Annotated in this window: 19 protein-coding genes; 6 read left to right on the top strand and 13 right to left on the bottom strand. The window is 62.4% G+C overall.

Annotation, left to right across the window (positions count from 1 at the left end):
• The first annotated feature begins 35 nt into the window (after positions 1-35).
• Positions 36-848: an alpha/beta fold hydrolase gene (locus tag CKW21_RS25955; RefSeq protein WP_095196727.1), complete on the top strand. Its 813-nt coding sequence runs from the start codon at positions 36-38 to the stop codon at positions 846-848.
• Positions 849-968: 120 nt separating this feature from the next.
• Here CKW21_RS25955 and dsbG read toward each other — a convergent pair whose 3' ends face one another.
• From dsbG to dsbD, 3 genes are read right to left on the bottom strand one after another with little or no spacing between them, the layout of a single operon-like run.
• Positions 969-1736, bottom strand: coding sequence for a thiol:disulfide interchange protein DsbG (dsbG, locus tag CKW21_RS25950; protein ID WP_095196726.1), 768 nt, complete (start codon positions 1734-1736; stop codon positions 969-971).
• Positions 1712-2566 (bottom strand): TlpA disulfide reductase family protein, encoded by an 855-nt coding sequence (locus tag CKW21_RS25945; protein WP_095196725.1) that lies wholly within the window; start codon positions 2564-2566, stop codon positions 1712-1714. Before CKW21_RS25945 ends, dsbG begins: the two co-directional genes overlap by 25 nt.
• The gene (dsbD, locus tag CKW21_RS25940) at positions 2566-4302 is read right to left on the bottom strand and encodes a protein-disulfide reductase DsbD (protein ID WP_095196724.1); all 1737 of its coding nucleotides are present in this window, start codon (positions 4300-4302) and stop codon (positions 2566-2568) included. The genes CKW21_RS25945 and dsbD overlap by 1 nt, the downstream gene beginning before the upstream one ends.
• Before the next feature lie 165 nt (positions 4303-4467).
• Between dsbD and CKW21_RS25935 the strand changes: the two genes are divergently transcribed.
• The 5 genes from CKW21_RS25935 to CKW21_RS25915 all read left to right on the top strand — a co-directional run bounded on the left by CKW21_RS25935 (position 4468) and on the right by CKW21_RS25915 (position 8958).
• Positions 4468-5148 carry a response regulator gene (locus tag CKW21_RS25935; RefSeq protein WP_095196723.1) on the top strand — a complete coding sequence of 227 codons (681 nt, stop codon included), beginning with the start codon at positions 4468-4470 and terminating at the stop codon, positions 5146-5148.
• A complete protein-coding gene (locus CKW21_RS25930; RefSeq protein WP_095196722.1) occupies positions 5145-6470 on the top strand; it encodes an ATP-binding protein in 1326 nt (441 codons plus the stop codon). The genes CKW21_RS25935 and CKW21_RS25930 overlap by 4 nt, the downstream gene beginning before the upstream one ends.
• Before the next feature lie 211 nt (positions 6471-6681).
• Positions 6682-7203, top strand: coding sequence for a GNAT family N-acetyltransferase (locus CKW21_RS25925; RefSeq protein WP_095196721.1), 522 nt, complete (start codon positions 6682-6684; stop codon positions 7201-7203).
• A gap of 39 nt (positions 7204-7242) precedes the next feature.
• Positions 7243-8649, top strand: a complete 1407-nt coding sequence (locus CKW21_RS25920; protein ID WP_095196720.1) for an aspartate aminotransferase family protein — start codon at positions 7243-7245, stop codon at positions 8647-8649.
• A gap of 81 nt (positions 8650-8730) precedes the next feature.
• Positions 8731-8958: an MbtH family protein gene (locus CKW21_RS25915; RefSeq protein WP_095196719.1), complete on the top strand. Its 228-nt coding sequence runs from the start codon at positions 8731-8733 to the stop codon at positions 8956-8958.
• Between the two features lie 265 nt (positions 8959-9223).
• On the opposite strand, the gene CKW21_RS25910 is transcribed toward CKW21_RS25915, so the two are convergent.
• From CKW21_RS25910 to CKW21_RS25865, 10 genes are all read right to left on the bottom strand, one after another.
• Positions 9224-10126 (bottom strand): metal ABC transporter solute-binding protein, Zn/Mn family, encoded by a 903-nt coding sequence (locus tag CKW21_RS25910; protein ID WP_095196718.1) that lies wholly within the window; start codon positions 10124-10126, stop codon positions 9224-9226.
• Positions 10127-11026 carry a metal ABC transporter permease gene (locus CKW21_RS25905; RefSeq protein WP_095196717.1) on the bottom strand — a complete coding sequence of 300 codons (900 nt, stop codon included), beginning with the start codon at positions 11024-11026 and terminating at the stop codon, positions 10127-10129.
• The gene (locus CKW21_RS25900) at positions 11026-11856 is read right to left on the bottom strand and encodes a metal ABC transporter ATP-binding protein (RefSeq protein WP_095196716.1); all 831 of its coding nucleotides are present in this window, start codon (positions 11854-11856) and stop codon (positions 11026-11028) included. Before CKW21_RS25900 ends, CKW21_RS25905 begins: the two co-directional genes overlap by 1 nt.
• Complete coding sequence (locus CKW21_RS25895; protein ID WP_095196715.1) at positions 11853-12779, bottom strand: metal ABC transporter substrate-binding protein; 927 nt, start codon at positions 12777-12779, stop codon at positions 11853-11855. Before CKW21_RS25895 ends, CKW21_RS25900 begins: the two co-directional genes overlap by 4 nt.
• Positions 12780-12814: 35 nt before the next feature.
• Positions 12815-13387 carry a DUF6162 family protein gene (locus CKW21_RS25890; protein WP_095196714.1) on the bottom strand — a complete coding sequence of 191 codons (573 nt, stop codon included), beginning with the start codon at positions 13385-13387 and terminating at the stop codon, positions 12815-12817.
• Positions 13384-13713, bottom strand: a complete 330-nt coding sequence (locus tag CKW21_RS25885) for a hypothetical protein (protein WP_095196713.1) — start codon at positions 13711-13713, stop codon at positions 13384-13386. The genes CKW21_RS25890 and CKW21_RS25885 overlap by 4 nt, the downstream gene beginning before the upstream one ends.
• Positions 13710-14252: a thiamine pyrophosphate-binding protein gene (locus CKW21_RS25880; protein WP_095196712.1), complete on the bottom strand. Its 543-nt coding sequence runs from the start codon at positions 14250-14252 to the stop codon at positions 13710-13712. The genes CKW21_RS25885 and CKW21_RS25880 overlap by 4 nt, the downstream gene beginning before the upstream one ends.
• On the bottom strand, positions 14249-15448 hold the full coding sequence (locus CKW21_RS25875; protein ID WP_095196711.1) for a PepSY domain-containing protein: 1200 nt from the start codon (positions 15446-15448) through the stop codon (positions 14249-14251). The genes CKW21_RS25880 and CKW21_RS25875 overlap by 4 nt, the downstream gene beginning before the upstream one ends.
• A gap of 260 nt (positions 15449-15708) precedes the next feature.
• A complete protein-coding gene (locus CKW21_RS25870) occupies positions 15709-16584 on the bottom strand; it encodes an alpha/beta fold hydrolase (protein ID WP_095196710.1) in 876 nt (291 codons plus the stop codon).
• Between the two features lie 242 nt (positions 16585-16826).
• A complete protein-coding gene (locus CKW21_RS25865; protein ID WP_095196709.1) occupies positions 16827-17285 on the bottom strand; it encodes a VOC family protein in 459 nt (152 codons plus the stop codon).
• Positions 17286-17469: the final 184 nt, after the last annotated feature.

Here is a 17469-nt window from a genome sequence, read left to right as displayed (position 1 = left end):
ATCTTCCCGCTCCTTTTTCCCACGGAGCCACTCCGATGCCTTTCGTAACCATTGACGGACAATCCCTTCACTACATCGATCAAGGCACCGGCCCGGCAGTCCTGCTGGCCGGCAGTTACCTGTGGGACCAGGCCATGTGGGCGCCTCAGATCGACGCGTTGTCGAAACAGTATCGGGTGATCGCCCTGGACCTGTGGGGCCATGGTGAATCGGGACCGTTGCCTGCCGGTACGGCGTCACTGGACGATATCGCCCGCCAGGCATTGGCGCTGCTCGATCATCTGGACATCGATCGCGTGACCCTGGTCGGCCTGTCGGTCGGCGGCATGTGGGGCGTGCGCCTGGCATTGTCGGCACCGCAGCGGCTCAATGGGCTGGTGCTGATGGACACCTATGTCGGCGTCGAGCCGGAGCCGACCCGTCAGTACTACTTCTCGCTGTTCAAGATGATCGAAGACACCGGGGTGATCGCGCCGCAGTTGCTGGATATCGTGGTGCCGATTTTCTTCCGTCCGGGCATCGATCCGCAGTCGGCGTTGTACCAGGATTTCCGCGCCGGGCTGGCGGCTTTGCCACCTGAGCGTCTGCGCGAAAGCATCGTACCGATGGGCCGGATCACCTTTGGCCGCGATGACCTGTTGCCACGTATGGGTGAGCTGGATGCAGCGACCACACTGGTGATCTGTGGCGATCAGGACAAGCCACGGCCGCCTTCGGAGGCCCGTGAAATGGCCGAGCTGATCGGTTGTCCGTGTGTGCTGGTGCCGGAGGCGGGGCATATTTCCAATCTGGAGAATCCGGGGTTTGTGACTGATGTGTTGCTTACGTTTATTACACAGAGAAACTAGTTGTTCCTGCTGACGTCATCGCGGGCAAGCCCGCTCCCACAGAGATCATGTACATCTGTGGGAGCGGGCTTGCCCGCGATTGCGTCAGTGCCGCCACTGCAAGTCTGACGGCCAAGTGACTTACTTCGGCCCGAGAATCTTCGCCAATTTATCCGGCGAAGGCGCCCCTTGCTGCTGTTGCAATTCGCCCTTGCTGTCCATGTAGAAAATCGCCGGAGTGGCTTGCAGCTCCAGGTCTTCCATCAGTTGCATGTTGGCCGCGAGCTTCGCCTGAATCGCCGGCGGCACATCCTTCAAGGCCTTGAGCGAGCTGCCCTTGCCGGCCGCTTCGTGTTCTTGTAGGGCCTTTTGCGGGTCCTTGGCGGCGAGCAGCGCGGCGGATTTGCCCGGGCTGTCTTCGCGGATGATGCCCACCATGATGTGGCGCAGCTGCACTTTGCCCGCCTTGACCCAGGGCCGCGCCTGTTCCCAGAACATGTTGCAGTACGGGCAGTTCGGGTCGCTGAACATGTAGACGACCCGCGGCGCATCCTTGTTGCCATCGGCGATCCAGTTGCTCGCCTCCATCTTGCCCCAGACTTCCTTGGCCATCGGTGCGTACACCAGTTTTTGCAAGGGCGCACTGCTCAGGTCATTGCCTTCGGCGTCATACAGGTTGCCCAGCAGCACATGCTTGCCATCCGGCGTCAGGTACAGTGCCATGCCGCGGTTCTGGTATTGCGCGGCATAACCGCGCAAGCCACCGGGTGCATCGAACTGGCCGACGATTTTCGCGCCTTTGGCTTCGATCTTCTTGATCGCATCGGGCAGCTCTTCAGCCTGCACCGACGGCAGATGCAGCAAGGCGGCACCCAGGGTCAGGGTCAGCAGGTGGCGGAGGCGGGGCATGGCAGTTTCCTTGAAGAGGTGGCAGGTACGGAATCGAAGTTTTCCAGGGCGCGCGCCAGGCTGGCTTGCGACAGTTCGCCCAGATGGCTGCCCAGCAGGCGACCGTCGGGGCTATAGAACAGCGTCGTCGGGAGTGCCATGGATCCGACAGCCTGGCCCAGGCGACCGCCGCCGTCGAACAGCACGTTGGACAGGCTCAGGCCCTGGGTTTCCAGAAAAGTAGCGACGCTTTGCATGCTTTCGGCCTGATTGACGAACAGGAACGTCAGGTCCGGGCGCTGTTGCTGGGCGTTTTCCAGGACCGGCATTTCCCGGCGGCAGGGCGGGCACCAGGTGGCCCACAGATTGATCACCAGCGGGCCGCCCTTGTAGTCCGCCAGTTGCACGGTTTCGCCGGCGGCATTGCGCAGGGTGATGTCCGGCAGGCGCGTGCCTTGCTCATAAATGCTCAGGGAGAAGGTCGCCAGCAGCCAGAACGCCAGGCCACTGACCACGCCGAAGCCCAACGGACGGCGCAGGCCGGGGCGGCGCCAGCTCCGGTACAGCGTGGCGAGCACCAGTGCGATCACCCCCGGCCAAGCGAGGAAGCCGCCATCGCGCAGGTCGATGACTTGCCAGGGATCATTGCGATAGTGCGTCCAGTAAACGGCGACGAAACCGATTCGTGCCGCGAGCATGCCAATCAGGAACAGACTGAACAGCACCGACTCGGGGTTCTCGCCACCGCGCTTGGCCACCCGCCAGCCGACGAATGTCGCCAGTGCCAATGCACTGATCAGCAGCAGATGGTTAAGCGCGATGGCAAAGGTGCCGAGGGTGAAGGTCAGCATTAACGGGCGTCTCGGGTGGTGGTCCAGCGTTGCAGGAAAGTCTCGGCATCAACTTCGCCGGTGATGCGCTGGCTGCGGCGCTCGTTGCCGTCGGCACCGATCCACAGCAGGCTCGGTGGCCCCGGCACTTTATAACGGCCGAGCAGTTCGCGGCTGGCGGCATTGTCGGCGGTGACGTCCAGTCGGAGCAAGCGCACATCGCTGAGGGCTTCGAGCACCTTGGCCTTGCCGAACACCTGTTTTTCCATGACCTTGCACGACACGCACCAGTCGGCGTAGTAATCGAGCAACACCCACTGGCCACGGGCTTGCGCCGCGTCGAGTTCCCGTTGCAGGGCAGCGGGGTCCTTGATGGTGGTGAAGGCGTCATGGCCCGTTGGAGTCGCGGTGACGGCGGAGCTTGAAGCGCGGAACACCTGCAACGGCTTGAACAGATCATCACTGCCGCCGGCGGCACCGATCACCAACAGGCTGCCCCATAGACCGAGCAGCAAGGCGCTGGCCCCGAACAGGTGGGCGATTCGACCAAAACCGTCCGATTGCTTCCAGGCGCTGTAGGCTGCGATCAACAGCAGCGCACCGCACAAGCCGACCCACAGCGATTCGTCCAGCACCGGGCGCAGCAATAACAACGCGGTGGCAAGGAACAGGAAACCGAAAATGCCCTTGACCAGGTTCATCCAGGCGCCGGGTTTGGGCAGAAAGCGATTGCCGATGGTTACCAGAAGCAACAGCGGTACACCGATGCCGATACCCAGGGCGAACAGGATCAGCCCGCCGTGCAGCGCATTGCCGCTTTGGGCGATATAGAGCAGGGCGCCGGCCAGCGGCGCGGTCATGCACGGGCCGACCAACAGACCGGACAAGGCGCCCAGCACACCGGCGCCGACCAGGCTGCCACCGCGCTGATTACGCGAGACGTTTTCCAGGCGATCACGCACGGCCACCGGCAGTTGCAGCTCGAAGAAGCCGAACATGGGCAATGCCAGCAGCACGAAAATCGCCGCGAAACTGCCCAGCAACCAAGGGTTTTGCAGCAGTGCCTGCAGGTTCGCGCCCAGCAGCGCCGCCAGTACGCCCATCGCCGCGTATACCAGCGCCATGCTCACGACGTAACTACCGGCCAGGGCCAGACCGCGCTTGGGCGTTGCGCCACTGCCGACGATCAACCCGGCCAGAATCGGCAGCATCGGCAACGAGCAAGGGGTGAAGGCCAGCAGCAGGCCGAGGCCGAAGAACACCAGCAGGCTCCAGCCCAGCGCCCGCTGTTGCAGGTTGCTGGCCAAGGCCTGATCCGGTGCTTCGTTGGTCGCGGAAACATCAGTATTCCCGCCCAGATCCACGATCTGCGTCTTCGGCGGATAACACAAACCGGCATCGGCACAGCCCTGGAAGCCCACCTTGATCTGCCCGGTAGCGCCAGCGGGAATCTTCAGTTCCAGGCCCTGTCGATAGACCTGCTGCTCACCGAAGAACTCGTCGCTGTGGGATTCGCCCTCCGGCAACGCGGGATGCTGATCGACTGGCAATCCATCGAATTTCAAACGCTTCTGGTACAGGTAGTAGCCATCGGCAATCTGCCAGAACAACTGGGTTTCGCCGGATTCAAGGCGCTCAGAGGTGAAAACAAACGCTTTTTCCACAGGCAGAAAGTCGGGTTTGCTCTCAAACGGATTGGTGCCGGCCTGGGTCAGGCCGCAGAACAGCAGGGCGACGAGTAGAAGCAGATGACGCATGGAAAAGCCTTATCCTTTTGCAAGTGAGCTGCACAATGGGCGGCGGCGATTAACCGATGATTAACCGCGGCGCCCTAGTGGCCGGCTTGTGGTGACGTCGCTTGCGGCATAATGTCCGCTTAATCGCTCAACGGCCTAATCCGCTTTATTTACACGAGGCTCCCTATGCACGTACTGGTTTGCGAAGACGATGAGTTGATCGCCAGCGGCATCGTCGCCGGCCTGACCGCCCAGGGCCTGACCGTGGAGCACGTGGCCACGGCGTCCGCGGCCCGGGCGATGCTCAAGGTGGCGGAGTTCGACGTGATGGTGCTCGACCTCGGCCTGCCCGATGAAGACGGTCTGAAGTTGCTACAGCAGTTGCGCCACAACGGCCTGGAGCTGCCGGTGCTGATCCTCACGGCGCGGGACTCGGTCACCGACCGTGTCGACGGTTTGCAGGCCGGTGCCGACGACTATCTGCTCAAACCCTTCGATCTGCGCGAATTGGCCGCGCGCCTGCACACCCTGTTGCGACGGGTGGCGGGGCGCAGCGTCAACCTGATCGAGCATGGCGCGCTGACGTACGATCCGAGCAGTCGCGAAACCACGCTCGCCGGCCAGCCGGTGGATCTGTCGCGCCGCGAACAGTCGCTGTTGCAGGCCCTGCTGCATAACCGTGGCCGCGTGCTGTCCACCGAACAATTGAAAGACAGCGTCTACGGTTTCAACGACGAGCTGGAGAGCAACGCCCTCAACGTGCATATCCATCACCTGCGGCGCAAGCTTGGCAATGGCATCGTCGAGACAGTGCGCGGCCTGGGCTACCGCCTGGGTCCGGCCGATGGCGGAGAACAATCGAAGTGATGAGTCTGCGTTTGCGCCTGAGCCTGACCCTCGGCGGCGCGTTCGCGCTGATCTGGGCGCTGGCGGCGGCCTGGATGCTCAGTGACCTGCGCAATCAGATGATGTTTTCCCTCGACCAGCGTCTGGTGGCCTCGGCGCGCATGGTCGCCGGGCTGATGGAACAATTGCCGCCGGTGCCGAGCAAGGGCGAGGGCACCCATTTCAGTGCTGAACAACTGAATCTCCCTGGTGGCATGGCCTGTCAGGTCAGCTCGTTGCGCGGGGAGATCCTCGCCCGCAGTCACAGCGATCCGGGGCAAACCCTGGAAGCTGAAAAAATGGGCTTCCACGATCAAATGATCGATGGCGCGCCGTGGCGCAGTTTCACCCTCGCTCGCGGTGATTTACGCATCACCACGGCGGATCGGCAGATCGAGCGGGAAGCCCTGAACATGTCGATCCTGCTGGCGGCCTCGGTGCCGGTGGGTGTAGCGCTATTGGGTTGTTTGTGTCTGCTGTGGCTGGGGATCGGCCAAGGGCTGGCGCCGCTCAACCGCATGCGCGATGCCTTGATGCGCCGTAGCGCCGATTCCCTGGAGCCCTTGCAGGTCCAGCCGTTGCCCAGCGAGCTGCAACCCTTGCTCGACACGCAGAATCAGCTGTTCCAGCGAATCGGCAAGACCATCGAGCGCGAACGCCGGCTCACCGGTGATGCCGCCCACGAATTGCGCAGCCCGCTGACCGCCATCAAGACCCACCTGCAAGTGGCGCGCATGACCGATGGCGCGGCCCGGGATCAATCTCTGGCCCGGGCCGAGGAGGGGGCCGACCGTCTGCACCGGACGCTCGAACAATTGCTGTTGCTGGCGCGGGTCGAAGGCAGCCTGTCGTTCGATGACGGCGTGCAGTGCAGCGCCGAACAAGTGGCGAAACTGGCAATCCAGGACACGGCCGGCGGTGATCGCCAGCGCATCAGATTCGAGGTGCCGGCCAGGTTCTCCCACGCTCCGGTGCAGATGCCCGCGGTGCTGTCGATCGCCGCGCTGCGCAATCTGCTGGACAATGCCCTGCGCCACACACCCGGCGACGGGCCGGTGGAACTGAGCCTGCAAACCACCGGCAACCGTGTGCAGTTTGTGGTGCGCGACCACGGACCGGGTATTGCCGAAGACGACCTGCAACATTTGACCCAGCGGTTCTGGCGCAACGGCCAGAGCACCGGTTGCGGCCTCGGCCTGGCGATTGTCCAGGCCATCGTCCAGCGCTGCGGCTGCACCTTGCGTTTCGATAGCCGGCCGGATGGGTTGCGGGTTGAGCTGAGCATGCCGTTGCAGCCGGTCTAAAAAAGTACTTCGACACTCCTTGTGGGAGCGAGCCTGCTCGCGAAGACGGCAGCACATTCAGTATTGATCTGACTGACGGAACGCTTTCGCGAGCAGGCTCGCTCCCACAGTGGGTGTTGTGTTGCACATCAAAAGTAACCTCTCTCCATTGGCCGCCCGGACCTCACAGGACTATCGTTCCTCGCACTCAACGGATTGAGGTAACTGCGCCATGGACGAACCGATTCAGACCCGCAAGGCGACCCCGGCCGACGCCGGTATTATCAGCCGCATCATCGAGCGCTCCATTCGCGTCGGTTGCGCCCGCGACCACCGCAACCACCCGCAAACCGTCGCCACCTGGACCCACAACAAGAGCATCGAACATATCCAGTCCTGGCTCACCGACCCGCGGCTGTACCTGAACATCGCCCTGTTGCACGACAAGCCGGTTGGCGTCGCCATGGCCTCGATCAGCGGCAAGGTGGCGTTCTGTTATGTGCAACCGGAATGGTTTCGCCGCGGTGCCGGGCAAGCGCTGGTGCGGGATCTCGAAGGCTGGCTGATCGGTCTGGGCCTGCATCAGGCACGACTCAACAGCACCCGCACCAGCGAATCGTTCTACCGGCATCTGGGCTATCAGCCCTGCGCCCGAGCCTTCATGGTCGCAGGGCTGCGGGCCATCCCCATGCACAAGGGCCTGACATCTGCCTCATCAAAAGCTGATCGAGGGTGTAAATCCTTGGGCCGCTGATGCGTTTCCAGAACAGGAAAACCTTTTTGAGGTCCAGAGATGTCAGTCGCCACCAGCCTTATCGAAGATCAGCCGGCCCGGGTCGCCCCGACCGAGACGCTTTACCAGTTCAACGAATCACCGTTGCTGGCCCGACAGAGCCAGCAGGAATCCAATGCCCGTAGTTACCCGCGACGCATTCCCCTGGCGCTCAAGCGTGCCAAGGGTATCCATGTCGAAGACGTTGAAGGCCGCCGCTTCATCGATTGTCTGGCCGGTGCCGGGACTTTGGCCCTGGGGCATAACCATCCAGTGGTGATCGAAGCCATCCAGCAAGTGCTGACCGACGAATTGCCGCTGCACACGCTGGACCTGACCACGCCGGTCAAGGACCGGTTCGTGCAGGACCTGTTCGGTCTGTTGCCACCGGCACTGGCCGCGCAAGCGAAGATCCAGTTCTGCGGCCCCACCGGCACCGATGCGGTTGAAGCGGCCCTCAAGCTGGTGCGCACGGCCACCGGTCGCAGCACCGTGTTGTCGTTCCAGGGCGGATATCACGGCATGAGTCAGGGCGCGCTGAGCCTGATGGGCAGCCTGGGGCCGAAAAAGCCTTTGGGTGCCTTGCTCAGTAATGGTGTGCAGTTCATGCCGTACCCCTACGATTACCGCTGCCCGTTCGGACTGGGCGGTGCGCAAGGGGTGAAGGCCAACCTGAATTACCTGGAAAACCTGCTCAACGATCCCGAGGCCGGTGTGCAATTGCCGGCGGCGGTGATTGTTGAAGTGGTGCAGGGCGAGGGTGGGGTGATCCCGGCCGATCTGGACTGGCTGCGCGGTCTGCGGCGGATCACCGAAAAGGCCGGTGTGGCATTGATCGTCGACGAGATTCAGAGCGGTTTCGCCCGCACCGGCAAGATGTTTGCCTTCGAACATGCCGGGATCGTTCCGGACGTGGTGGTGATGTCCAAAGCCATCGGCGGCAGCCTGCCGCTGGCGGTGGTGGTGTATCGCGACTGGCTCGACACCTGGCTGCCGGGCGCCCATGCCGGGACCTTCCGTGGCAACCAGATGGCCATGGCCGCCGGTTCCGCGGTCATGCGCTACCTGACCGAGCACAAGGTCTGCGAACACGCCACCGCCATGGGTGAGCGCCTGAGCGAGCATTTGCGCATCCTGCAGCGGGACTATCCGCAACTGGGTGACATTCGCGGTCGTGGTCTGATGCTTGGCGTCGAACTGGTCGACCCGACCGGCGCACTGGATGCCTTGGGCCATCCGCCAGTGTTCGCGCGCCTGGCACCGCTGGTGCAGCGCGAATGCCTCAAGCGCGGCTTGATACTTGAACTGGGCGGTCGGCAGGGTGGCGTGGTGCGGTTCCTGCCGCCGCTGGTGATTACTGCTGCGCAAATCGACGAGGTCGCCGAGATTTTCGGCCGGGCATTGGCCGCGGCTACCGCCAGTCTCTAAATTTTCCAGAGTCTGGAACGTTCCTTCTACATACCGGCTGCGCGCGGCGTGCAGCCCACCCTACAGTGATGGAGAAACAGCATGACGTCAGTATTCGACCGTGAGGACATCCTCTTTCAGGTCGTGGTCAACCACGAAGAGCAATACTCGATCTGGCCTGACTACAAAGCCGTGCCGGAAGGCTGGCGCGCCGTGGGCAAAAGCGGGTTGAAAAAGGACTGCCTGGCTTACATCGAAGAAACCTGGACTGACATGCGTCCGCTGAGTTTGCGGCAGAAGATGGATGAGCAGGCGGCTGTGGCGCACTGATCGACCGCGTCTATGAAAAGCCCGCTGAACCGGTAACGGTCAGCGGGCTTTTTCATGTGCGCTATCGATGTTGCCCGGTTTCCTGTGGGCGCGAGCCTGCTCGCGAAGACGTCGGCGCATCCGGCATCAACGTGTCAGACCCACCGCTTTCGCGAGCGGGCTCGCTCCCACAAGGGATATACGGCGGGCACAAAGCCTTCGAACAACACGGTCAACTGTGGGAGCGAGCCTGCTCGCGAAAAGCCATAACACGGTCCACCTGACCTCACGCCCCACTCAACCCCTTGATCACCAAATCCACATTCCCCTCCAGCTCTGCCACTGGATCCTCGGCATCGGTACTCAACACCACCAACCGGCTCCCGGCTTCGGTGATCGCGGTTTTCACTGCGTCCGAAGGCTGGCGATGATGCAACACCACCGCTACGTCATTGTCTTTGAGTGTCGCACCCAACGCCTTGAGCGCCTCCGGTGTCCACTCGGCATCCGGTCGTGCATCGAGACCAACCAGTTCCAGATTGAGACCACCGATCAGATAACCGAAGTGATCGCTCAGGCTCATCACGCTGAGGTTGTCCGCGGCGGCCAGGCGCGCTTCACTGTCGGCGCTGAGTTTGAGCAAGCGCTGCTTGAGTGCGGCCAGATTCGCTTCAATCGCAGGCTTGGCCGCGGGCGCCAGGCGTACCAGGTCTGCCGCCATCACATCGGCCATGCGCCCCATGTTGTTGCTGGCCAGCCACGGCTGGCTGTTCAAGCCATCGACCTTGTTGTCTGGCTGCACGGCGATGCCGGGCAGGGCGCCGTCCACCGGGCGGGCGGCGTCGACTTCGACGATGCGGATGTTGCTGCGGCGGGAGATCGGGTACAGCGGGTCATCGGCCCACAGTGAGCGCAGACCGATCACCGCATCGGCATCGTTTGCCAGTTTGGCCAGCGCTGGCGCGCCACGACCGGTGAAGTACGCGGTCTGACGGCTACCGGGCAAGTTCGCCGGCGCCGCGCGTTCGAGGCTGATGTCGGTGCCCTTGAGCAGCACCTCGCCCAACCCGTAAGTGATCGGCAAGGATGCCAGCACGCGCAACGGTTTGGCGCCGTCCGCCGCACAGGCAGCATTGGCCAGGCCGCACAGGGCGACGGCCAGGGTCAGTTGTCGCAGAGAAAATGACATTTATCCAAGGTTCCCTTTCAGGCTGGGGACAACGCCGCGCGCGATGGCGGCCAGGGCGAAGGCGATACCGGCCACCAGAATGATCGCGGCACCGGACGGAATCGGCAGGTCGAAGACGATGGGCGCGAGTATTCCGCACAACGTGCTCACCGTGGCGATCAATACCGAGCACCAGAAAAAGCCCTTCAGCGACTGGCTGAGCAGACGAGCTGCCGCCGCCGGAATCACCAGCAGGGCACCCACCAGAATCGCGCCGATGACTTTCACCGCGGCGACGGTGATCAGAGTCACCAGGACCACGAACAGATAATCCAGCGTTTTTACCGCCACCCCGCGCACTGCCGCCAGTTGCGGGTTGAAACTGGCGAGCATGATGCTGTTGTACAACGGCAGGGCCAGGGCCATGACCAACGAGCCGACGATGGCCAGCACCAGCAGGTCATTGCCGTTGACCGTCAGCACCGAACCGAACAGCACGTTTTCCAGAATGTGCACGTTGATCTTGCCCGCCAGAATCAGCAGCAGGCTCGCCCCCAGTGCCAGCGACACCGAGAGGAACACGCCAATCAACGTATCCGGCGCCAGACCGGTGCGGTTACGCAGGTAATTGAGCAGGATGCCGAACAGCAGGCAGTAGCCGAACAGGCTGCCGTAGGGGCCGGTGTAGGGTTCGCCGAGCAGGATGCCGATGGCCACGCCGGTCAGCGCCGCGTGGCCTACGGCTTCGGAGAAAAACGCGAAGCGCTTGACCACCACCAGCGTACCCAACCCGCCCAGCACCGGGCCAATCAACAGTCCGGCGAGCAGGGCGTTGACCACAAATCCGTAAGCCAGCGCCTCGGGCAGGTAACCCGACGAGGCCCAGCCCTGCACCATCAAACGAAAGGCTTCGTAACTCATCAGGCAAGGCTCCGTGGATGGGTCGAAAACAGCGTCAGCAGGCGCTCGGGTGTCAGTGCCTGTTGCGGCGTGGCGTCGAACAGCACCCGACGGTTGAGCCCGGTGACGTGGTCCGCCAGACGCCCGACCGCTTCCAGATCGTGCTCGATCCACAACACGGTGATGCCCGCCGTTCGCCAGTCGGCGAGCAAGCGTTCGAACACCTGGATGCCGGCCTCATCGAGGGCCGACATCGGTTCATCCAGCACCAGCAACTGCGGTGCCGGAATCAGTCCTTGCGCCAGTAACACCCGCTGGCGCTCGCCACCGGACAACGCGCCCATGCGACGCTTGCGCTTGTCCTGCATGCCGACCCGTTCCAGGGCCTCGCCAATCGCCGCCGCGTAGTGCTTGCTCAACCCAAGGAATGCCGGGCGCCGCTGACACATGGCAGCCATGAAATCGTCAACGGTCATCGGCAGGCCGCGGTCGAACTCCAGTGCCTGAGGCACGTAGCCGATGGTGCCTGGCTCACCTGGCCATTGCAGGCTCAAGCGGCCCTGATGCGGCATCTGCCCGAGCAGGGTCTTGATCAGTGAGCTCTTGCCACCGCCGTTGGGGCCGACCAGCGCATGCACGCTGCCGGGGCGTACTTGAAAGGTGACTTTATCGAGGATCGTCGTGCGGCCGAGGGTCAGGCTGACGTCCGCAAAATCCAGGGTCGGCCCCGAGCCTTGTGGGAGCGAGCCGGCTCGCGGATGCAGTGTGCCATTCAACGATGATGGCGTCTGGCCGGACGCCTTCGCGAGCAGGCTCGCTCCCACAGGGAACTCGACTTCTTTTGAGGTCATGCGCCTGACTCCTGAATCGCCCGCACCACGGTGTTGAGGTTGCCGGTCATTTCCTTTTCATACTTGTCGGCGGTGTACTCGCCGTAGGAAATGTGCGACAGCGGGTACAGCTTCACCCCGGACTCACGCTGGATGGTGTCGACGTAGGAGGACGGGAAATCCATCTCCGAGAAGATCACCTTCACGTCCAGCTCCCGCAGTTGGTCGATGGTCTTCTTCAGTTGGCTCGGGCTCGGCTCGATACCGTGGGCCGGTTCGACCACAGCGGTGACTTCCAGGCCGAATTCCCTCAGCAAGTAGTCGTAGGCCGCGTGCACCGTGGCCACGCGCAGTTCGGCGTTTGGCGCCTGGGTCAGTTTGGCCAGGGCGTCGGCGCGCATCTTGCGCAGGCGTTTGCCATAGGCGCGGGCGTTTTCGGTGTAGGTCTTGGCGTTGGCCGGATCGATCTTGCCCAGTTCCCGGGCGATGTTGTTGACCTGGGCAATCGAGGCGCTGATCGACAGGAAGGTGTGCGGATTGACCACCTTGCCGGCGCCGCGCGCGGCAACGCCGGTGGCCGCCAGCAACGGCACGTTTTCGTTGGCTTCGATGACCTTGACGTTGGGGGTTTCGCTGGCGGCGATCATGCGGTCGGCGAAGTCGTCATGGCCGACGCCGTTGAGTACGATCACATCCAGCCCGCTGATGCGCTTGATGTCCTCGGCCCGTGGTTCGTAGGCGTGGGGATTGAAACCGGCCGGAATCAGCGGCACCACTTCGGCCTTGTCGCCGACGATGTTGGCCACGTAGCTGTAATACGGGTGCAGGGTGATGCCGATGCGCAAGCGCTTGGCTTCGTCGGCGCTGGCCAGGGGTGTCAGCAGGCAGGCCAACAGGCCGACCAGTGCCAGGCGCAGAACAGAGCGTAGAGATGAAATGGGCATGGGAAAGCAGTCTTCTCTCGGGTGAAGGCGAGGGTTCAGTGCCGGTGCTGGCGGGTTACGCCGGCATCGAATTGCGCGACGATCTGCTGCCAGCCGGCGCTTTCGAGGGCGGCATCGGTGAGGTCGGCAGGGGCTTTGATGCCAGTGGCGCGGTTGAGCCAGATGTCCGGCGCATCATCGCCGGCGGTCAGGCGCATCAGAAACGAACCGGCGACGGTCGGCGTCTGGCTCTGGCCGATGTAGGCCTTGTCCGCCAGCAACTGCCAGGCATGACCGCCACGACTCACCGAGCTGGCGTCCTGGGCGAACGGTGCAAAGCCTTCATCGGCAAGGGCTTCAGGGCTCGGCAAGGTTTGCTGTTCCTGGCGCAACAGATGAATCTCGTCCAGGGTCACGCGCAGATCGGCGTAGATACCTTGCTCGGAAGCGCTCAGGTCGCGGCGGGCATCCAGTTGATGGCTGCTCACGGTGCTCACGTCCTGGGGGGCGTGGCGCCAGGCAACCACCGAACCGGCAATTGCCAGGATCATCAGGCACAACAGCAGTACATTGAGGGTTTCATGGCCGGCACCGGCCGGGCGGACGATTTGCGTGGTGGGGTTGCTCATGGCGCGTCGATGTCCGCTTGGTCGATCTCGACCACGTGGCCAGGGCCGGCGTCGAACAGCACATAGAACTCGGCGCCGGGCTTCTTGAACGTCAGGGTCGAGTCGGCACCGAGCTTGCCCGGCACGAGAATGGTTTCGTCGTAGCCGATCACGTCCAGGGTCACGCCCGGCGCACCGCTACCGTCGGAGAAACCGCCTGTGCATTTGATCTGCTCGGCGTCGATGGCCTTGCATTCGCACATCGGGTTGTGGGCCAGGGCGCTGACGCTGAAGCCGGCACAGAGCACCAGTAATGCAGCGCGCAGAGGGCGAATAAGGTTGATCATGGTTTGCCTCCTTGTGAATTCAACCAGGCGAGGGTGGCGGGGGACGCCTGGCCCAGAGGAATGGATGCCTGATGCATGGAGCCGTCCCAGCCTTCCATGGTTATCCACAGTTCGGCGTCGGCCTTGGTCTTTTCCGGGACCGGCAACATGGCGCCCATGCGGTACGGCGTGCCAAAGAAAATCACCCCGGCGGCGCGCAGGCTGCGGGGTTTGCCGATGCGCAGGTAAGTGGCTTTGACGTGCTCGCGGCAGCTGTCACACAGCGCTGCGTTGAAGCTCTTCATGTAGCCGGCGGGGCCATCGAGCAGGGGGGCTTCGTTGCGCAATTCCGCCAGACGCACGCTCCACGGGCCGACCTGGACTTCACCGATTTCCCTTTCGCCCAGGCCGGTGTCACCGCGGAAAAGTGCGGCGTCGGCGAAGTATTTGGGCATGAAGCCAAGCGGTATCAGCAACAGCAAAATGTTGATGTGGAAACGCCATTTGTGCCAGAAACGGCTCAGTTTCGAAGTCGGTTGTTCCGCAGCGAACAGGCTCATTGGCTGACCTCCGTGGCTTGACCGCTGGTGGCCGAAACACGCTCGCTGCGTGGGCGTTTGTTACTGCGCTTGAGGGCGTTGGCCGTGGCCAGGGCGGTGCGCTTGGTCCAGATCAACAGGCCGCTGAGCACCATCATGCTCAGCAGCAGGCCGAAGAAGAACCAGATCAACTTGATCCAGATCCCGCCGAAATCACCGGTATGCAGCGGGCGCATGGACTCGGTGACGAACTCCAGCCCCGAACGGTCCGACAGCAGGCGTGTGGCGGCGATTTCGCCGGTGTAAGGGTTGATGTCGGCGGTCTGGTACATCAACGGATACCAGCTGCGTCCGCCCACCGACAGGTAGCTGAAGGCGTTGGCGGGCAGGCTGACAAAACTTTCGTCGAGGCCAGGGATGCGTTCCTTGGCCTGCTGGATCGCCGTTTCCAGGCTAATCATCGGTGCCGGCGAGCCATCGGCGGTGAGCGGCACGCTTTCGCGCGGGACCACGGCGGCGACCGGTGCGGTGGAGATGGAAATCTGGTTATCGAACATGAACGCCTGGATCAGGAACCAGGTACTGGTGATGGAAATCACCGCGATGAACCAGATCGACCAGATGCCGCTGAGTCGGTGGAAGTCGCCCCAGAAAATCCGCGCGCCGTGGCGGATGCGCAGGGTCGGACGCAAGAAGCCTTTCCAGAAACGTTTGTACACCACCAGCCCGGTCACCAGCGAAGCGAGCATCGGCAGGCTGAGGAACGACACCAGGTACCAGCCCCAGCTGTAGCCGTTGGTGAACGGCACCAGCCACCAACCGTGCAGGGCGCGGGTGAATGCCTGGAAATTGAATTGCGGGGCGGGACCCTGAATGACACCGGTATACGGATTGACATACACCGTCAGTGAACGACCGTCGGGGTAGCTGACGTTCACGTCCAGGGCGAAGTGTGATTCATCAGGGCGATTGATGCCCTCGACCAGTGTGTCGGGTTCGGCCTTCTTGATCGCGGCGACGATCTGGTCGTAGTTCAGGCGCGGCGCATCGTCCGAGGGCTGGCTGGCACGCATCTGCGGGTTGGCCAGCCAGACGATTTCCTGGCTGACCACCGCCAGGGTGCCGGTCACACAGACGATCAGGACGAAAAACCAGATGGGCAGCGCCAGCCAGCTATGGACCAGAAACCAGATTTTGGAACGGGATTTCTTCGACATGATTGGGCGTCTTGTTTCGATGAGAAGGCCTCTGCTACGGGCTTCGCAGCGGCGAGGTCGATAAAGGTCCAGTCGTGGCTTTTGCCTACGCGACAGGACTGCATCTATATAGGACGGATGAGCATCCGAAATCCCGAAGGCCGATATGAAAGAAAATGTTTCGTGTTTCGCGAAAGAGGATCTTTGCGCGGGCAAGACAATGCGCGCGGGCCGATGACGACCTGCGCGCAAGGAGGGTTCAGTTCAGCGAGGAACCGGGGTCAGCGCAGAAAACCCAGCACTTCGGCGAGCAGCAGTTCGGGGACTTCTTCGGCGATGTAATGACCGGCGGACAACGCCTTGCCACGGACATCGGTGGCGACCTGCTGCCATTCCCTGAGCGGCTCGAAACAACGCCCGACCGTGCCTTCGGCGCCCCACAATACCAGCAAGGGCACATTAAGCTGATGACCGGCTTCAATGTCGGCGCGGTCATGGTCCAGATCGATGCCGGCGCTGGCGCGGTAATCCTCGCAGATGCCACGGGCGGCCCCCGGCAGTTTCAGGCAGCGCAGGTATTCACTGAAGGCCTCGGGTGTGAAAGGTTTGAGTCCGGCGCTGCGACTGCCCATTACACTGCGCAGATAGACTTCGGGGTCGGCTTCTAGCAGGGTTTCCGGCAAGGGCGCCGGGCGGATCAGGAAGAACCAGTGCCAGTACGCACGGGCAAAGGCTTCGTTGGTTTGCGCGTACATCGCCAGGGTGGGCGCGATGTCGAGCAATACCATGCGTTGCACGGCATCGGGATGATCCAGCGCCAGGCGATGGGCCACGCGGGCACCACGGTCGTGGGCCAGCACCGAGAAACGCTCGAAACCGAGGGATTTCATCAGCTCGACCCCGTCCCTGGCCATTTCGCGTTTGGAGTAACTGGCGTGTCGGTCGTCGGCTGGCGGCTTGCTGCTGTCGCCGTAACCGCGCAGGTCGGCGGCGATCACCGTGAAGTGTTCGGCCAGTTGTTCAGCAACCTTGTGCCAGATGACGTGGGTCTGCGGATGACCGTGCAGCAACAGCAGGCCCGGGCCGCTACCACCGATGCGGTAAGTAATGTCCACACCGTTGACGTAGCGCTGGTCTTTCAGGAATCCAGTGAACATGGGGGGCTCCTTGTTGTGGGTGTGTGCATCCTGAAAGGGGCAGGGCGTGAGGACAAGTCGCAAAGTGTGGTGTGATTGTTCATGAAATGTGTTCAAGGGGGCAGGTGGTGCCTGTGATTACGCTTTCGCGAGCAGGCTCGCTCCCACAGGTGATTCAGGGTGTTCACAAATGCTGTGTTCACCGAAGATCCCTTGTGGGAGCGAGCCTGCTCGCGAAGAGGCCCGGTCAGGCATTAAACAACTCAACCCTGCTGAAACATTTCCTTCGCCCGCTGCTCGATCTGTTCCTGAGTCAGATCCTCCTTGCGCGTAGCCAAAAACCACAGATGGCCATAGGGATCCTTCAACGTCCCGGAACGATCGCCATAGAACTGATCCTTGACCTCCGACACCACGATGCCGCCGGCGGCAATCGCCTGTTTGTAAGACTTGTCGACATCGGTCACATACAAATGCAGACCCACGGATGGTGAATGGTCCGGATTGCTCAACGGTCCTTGATCGCACGGTGTGCCGAGCATGATCGGGCAATCGCCGATGCGCAGTTCGGCGTGGCCGATGCCGCCATCGGGCATGGCCAGGCGCATGACTTCGATGGCATTGAAGGCTTTTTTGTAAAAGTCGATGGCCTCGGCCGCTTTCGCGATGCCCAGGTACGGGGTGATGCTGTGATAACCCTCTGGAATAGGTTTGACGCTCATGATGGTTCTCCCTGATGTTGTTGTGAATCCGCTGCCTTTGAGCAGGACAAACAAGTGTAGATACCGTCTTGTCCCTCATCGGGCAAGCGCAAAATTCGGGTCAAATGGCTGGCCCGATTTAAGAACGGCGTAGACAAAATGTAGGAGCTTGCGCATTGCTGCACAGATGATCTGTTTGGGGGCC

It is taken from the genome of Pseudomonas sp. Irchel 3A7 (assembly GCF_900187565.1).
Lineage (GTDB): Bacteria > Pseudomonadota > Gammaproteobacteria > Pseudomonadales > Pseudomonadaceae > Aquipseudomonas.
The sequence above is the reverse complement of the archived record's forward strand: the minus strand, read 5'-3'. Positions and strand labels throughout refer to the sequence as shown.